Annotated in this window: 5 protein-coding genes; 2 read left to right on the top strand and 3 right to left on the bottom strand. The window is 73.0% G+C overall.

The window, feature by feature from the left end; translation table 11 throughout:
* Nucleotides 1–311 precede the first annotated feature (311 nt).
* Nucleotides 312–1607, top strand: a complete 1296-nt coding sequence (locus GT354_RS13980; protein ID WP_237534812.1) for a sensor histidine kinase — start codon at nt 312–314, stop codon at nt 1605–1607.
* Between the two features lie 80 nt (nt 1608–1687).
* A complete protein-coding gene (locus tag GT354_RS13985) occupies nt 1688–2332 on the top strand; it encodes a response regulator transcription factor (protein ID WP_161356635.1) in 645 nt (214 codons plus the stop codon).
* Between the two features lie 167 nt (nt 2333–2499).
* Here the strand turns inward: GT354_RS13985 and GT354_RS13990 are convergent, their stop codons facing one another.
* The 3 genes from GT354_RS13990 to GT354_RS14000 all read right to left on the bottom strand — a co-directional run.
* Nucleotides 2500–2772, bottom strand: coding sequence for a hypothetical protein (locus GT354_RS13990; protein ID WP_161356636.1), 273 nt, complete (start codon nt 2770–2772; stop codon nt 2500–2502).
* Nucleotides 2769–3161 (bottom strand): hypothetical protein, encoded by a 393-nt coding sequence (locus tag GT354_RS13995; protein WP_161356637.1) that lies wholly within the window; start codon nt 3159–3161, stop codon nt 2769–2771. Before GT354_RS13995 ends, GT354_RS13990 begins: the two co-directional genes overlap by 4 nt.
* Nucleotides 3162–3219: 58 nt before the next feature.
* Nucleotides 3220–4157 (bottom strand): HAMP domain-containing sensor histidine kinase (locus GT354_RS14000; protein ID WP_161356638.1); only part of this gene is annotated, 938 nt, incomplete at its 5' end.

The raw sequence follows: 4157 nt of genomic DNA on the forward strand, positions 1-4157 counted from the left end.
GTCGCGCTGACCCCGCGCATCAGCCGGCGGCGGCCGGGAGGTCGGGCACCTCCCCGCCGGCGCGTGCCCGGTGCGGCCCCGTTCTCGGCTTCGCGTCACCCGGAGTGCGGCCCGGCGATGGGTGGGCCGGAGAGGGCTCCCACCGCCGCTCCCCCCGGGGCCCGACCCGGCGAGATCCGCCGCGACGAGGTGGGGTTAGCCGAACCGTGAGGTCGGGGGGTGTCACCCTCGCGGGCGCCGGCCGAACCCACCAGCATGTAGACCCTGCCCACGTTTGTCCCGACGACTTCGCCGCCCCGAGGATGCCCGTCATGCGTACGTTCCTGAAGACCCCGTTCACGAGACGAACGTGGGCCGAGACCGGCTACGCGATCGTCGGATTCCCGCTCGCGTCGGTCGGCTTCGTGTTGATGCTCGCGCTGGCCATGACGGGCGCGCTGCTGACCGTCACCCTGATCGGCCTGCCGGTGATCGCCCTGCTGGTCATGGGCGCCCGCTGGTGGGGCGGCCTGCACAAGGGCCTCGCCCGCGGGATGCTCGGAGTCGAGGTCGCGCCACTGCGCCGGTTCCGGCCCCACGCCGGCCTCCTCGGCCGGCTCGGCGCGTGCCTGGGCAACGCCGAGGGATGGCGGGCGATCCTGTACATCCTGATCGGTTTCCCGCTCGCGAGCGTCACGCTCGTGGCCACGGCGATGGCTTGGTCCTACGGGGTGATCTCGCTCGCCTACCCCCTGGTCCTCGTCGTTTTCGACCCCCGCACCACCGACGTGCACGGCGTCGAACACCGCTCGCTCATGCAGTTCGGCGACAACTACTACATGGACACGTGGCCCCGCCAGCTCATGGTCTGCGCGGCCGGTGTGCTGATCCTGCTGATCGCGCCGTGGATCGTCCGCGCCCTCGTCGCCGTCGACCGCCTGCTGATCCCCGCGCTGCTCGGCCCGACCAAGACCTCACAGCGGGTCGCCGACCTGGAGGAGACCCGGGCCCACGCCGTCGACGACTCCACCGCGACACTGCGCCGCATCGAACGTGACCTGCACGACGGCGCCCAGGCCCGCCTGGTCGCGCTCGCGATGAACCTGAGCATGGCGAAGGAGAAGCTCGACACCGAGGACACCGAGCGCCCGATGGACGTCGACCGGGCCCGTACCCTCGTGGACACCGCGCTGGGCAACGCCCGCGAGGCCATCGTCGAACTGCGCGACCTCGCTCGCGGCATCCACCCACCGGTCCTGGACCAGGGGCTGGACGCCGCGCTCGCGACGCTCGCCGCGTGCAGCGCGGTCCCGGTGGACGTCACCACCGACATCGCGACCAGGCCGCCCGTCTCGATCGAGGCCATCGCTTACTTCTGCTCCGCCGAACTGCTCACCAACGTGGCCCACCACTCCGGCGCGACCCGGGCCCGGGTCGCCGTATCGGTCCGGGGCGGCCTGCTGCGGCTGAGCGTCACCGACGACGGCCGCGGCGGCGCGAGCGTGGGCAAGGGCAGTGGGCTGGCCGGTCTCGTCGAGCGGGTGCGCACGGTGGACGGCGTACTGCGGATCGTCAGCCCGCTCGGTGGCCCGACCGAGGTGACGGTGGAACTGCCCACGGGTGGATGACCGGGTGAGGACGCGACGGTGTCCCGGGCCTGCGCGGAGCCGGTCCGAGGGCGGTCGTCGGTCGTGGGACGATCGTCCCCATGCGCATCGTGATTGCCGAGGACGCCGCGATTCTGCGGGACGGCCTGGTCCAACTGCTCCTCGACCGTGACCACGAGGTCGCGGCCGCCGTCGCCGACGCCGACGCGCTGCGGGTGGCGGTGGCGGAGCACGAGCCCGACGTGTGCGTGGTGGACATCCGGATGCCACCCACGCACACCGACGAGGGGCTGCGGGCCGCGATCGACATCCGTCGGCAGCACCCCGGGGTCGGCGTGCTGGTCTTCTCGCAGTACATCGAGACCCGATACGCCGCACAGTTGCTCGCTGGCAACGCGGCCGGGGTGGGCTATCTGCTCAAGGAACGCGTCGTGGACACGCGGGACTTCACCGACGCGCTGGAGCGGGTCGCGGCGGGCGGTACCGCGCTCGACCCCGAGGTCGTCACCCAGTTGTTCGGGGCGGGCCTGCGCAGCGGCGGCCTGACCACGCTCACCCCACGCGAGACCGAAGTGCTCGGACTGATGGCGGAGGGCCGAACCAACGCGGCCATCGCCAAGAAGCTCGTGGTGACCGAGCGCGCGGTGGAGAAGCACGTCGGCAACATCTTCACCAAGCTGGATCTGCCGCCGTCCGACACCGACCATCGTCGGGTGATGGCGGTGTTGCGTTACCTGCAACTGTGAGGCCGGGCGCGGGCGCCGGGGGCGAGCCGGCCGGTGGCGTCGGCGCCGTCGGTGTGGGATGCCCGGGTCGCCCCCTCCGTGATCCGCGCATCCCACACCGTATTCGGGGACGGTGACCGCTCGAGGCACCGTGGTCGCGGCCGTCGTTCCGCGGGTGTTCACGTGGCCTACGGTTCGGTCGCCACCGGGTCCGGCGTCTCCGGGTCCGGCACTTCCGCGTCCGCGCGGATGACGACGCTCTCCGCTCCCGCGACGATCGACGCGAGATCCGCCGGGCCCGCCGGGGCTGCCGGGGCAGCGGTGGTGGCGGGTGTCGCGATGCGCACGTCGTGCGGGCCGGCTTCCCCACCCCCGCCGCACGCCGTGAGCACCACGATCGCCGCCACCACCGCGAGCAGGACGCCCGCCGCCGCACCCGGAACGGCGAACCCCCGGCTCACTGCGTCGTGCTCGGCGGCCGCGCCTTGCACCACGCCGCGACTCGCGCGAGGTCGGTCTTGCCCTGCCGCAATTGCGGAACGAGACCCTGACGCCTCGCCAGCACGTCCTGTAGGTAAGTCCCGATCTCCGGCCGGCCGTTGTGCTCGGCCCGCGCGATGCGTTGTCGAACCCGTGCGATCGAGCCGTTGACGCTCTCGTCGCCGTCGAGCCGGGTCAGTGCCTTGTCGATCCGCGCGTCGAGCTGCGGAACCCGCTTACACAGGGCGGGCGCCCGGTGGCCGCCGCCACCGGGCAGCCCGCCCGCGTTTGCGGACGGCGCCGCGAACAGCGCCCCGAAAGTCACGAAGGCCGCGAGAACCGCGCCACGACGCGCGCCGTATGTGTTCATCGTCGGCCTTCCCGAGCCGGGCCCGTCCCACCCCGGACGGGCACGACGTACGTGGAAGCTAGGGGCCTTCCTTGTGGGAATCCTGTGAGTTGGCCGCCGGCTCCGGCGTTCGGGTTTCCGATCCGCCGGCCGACAGCCAGTCACGGCCGCCGCCCGGGCGCGGGAACGCGCGCAACGGCAGGATCACCTCGACCCGGGTACCGGTGCCCGAGGACGGTACGCCCACCGCGACCCGGCCGCCGTGCAGCGCGACCTGCTGCGCGACCAGGGTGAGCCCCAGCCCGGCACCGGGGCTGTCCGCGCCGCGATGGAACCGGTCGAACACCACGTCACGCGCGGGTGGGGCGATCCCGGGACCGTCGTCCTCCACGCGCACCACGCCGCAATCGATGCCCGGCGCGACCACGACCCGGACCGGGCCTGCCCCGTGTACCAGGGCGTTGGTGATCAGGTTGTCCACGAGCAACCGCAACCCCGGCGCGAGCCCGTGCACGACCACGTCGCACGGCGCCTCCACCCGGATGTCGGCGCCCGGCCGTACCGCCACCGCGTCCCGCCGCGCCGCGTGCGCCAACTCGCTCAGCTCGACCGGGGCAAAGGAGGCCGGGTCGACCAGATCGCCCTGCGCGAGGGCGCGCAACGCGCTCAGCACGGCCAGAATGCGATCATGCCCGACCGCCAGGTCCGCAAGCACGTCGGCGCGGTCGTCGGTGGGCAACTCGGGATAGGTGGCCAGCACGTCCAGGTCGGTGCGCATCCCGGTGAGCGGGCCGCGCAGTTCGTGGTCCACGGTGGCCGCGAACGAGCGGGCCGTGTCGAGGGCCTCGCGAGTGCGCGCGGTCTGCGCGGCGTAGCGGCCCAGGACGGCGTCGAGGGTGCGGCCGAGTTCGTCGACCTCGACCACTCCCGAAGGCACGTGTACCGCATCGTAGTTGCCGCCGTCGGGATCCAGCTCGGCGGCGCGACGCCGCAACGCCCGCAGCGACCGGGTCGCGG

This window comes from Streptomyces sp. SID3343 (assembly GCF_009865215.1).
GTDB lineage: Bacteria > Actinomycetota > Actinomycetes > Streptomycetales > Streptomycetaceae > Embleya.

Coding starts and splice junctions, on each gene's coding strand:
- GT354_RS13980 (WP_237534812.1), top strand. CDS start 312: ATGCGTACGTTCCTGAAGACCCCGTTCACGAGACGAACGTGGGCCGAG.
- GT354_RS13985 (WP_161356635.1), top strand. CDS start 1,688: ATGCGCATCGTGATTGCCGAGGACGCCGCGATTCTGCGGGACGGCCTG.
- GT354_RS13995 (WP_161356637.1), bottom strand. CDS start 3,161: ATGAACACATACGGCGCGCGTCGTGGCGCGGTTCTCGCGGCCTTCGTG.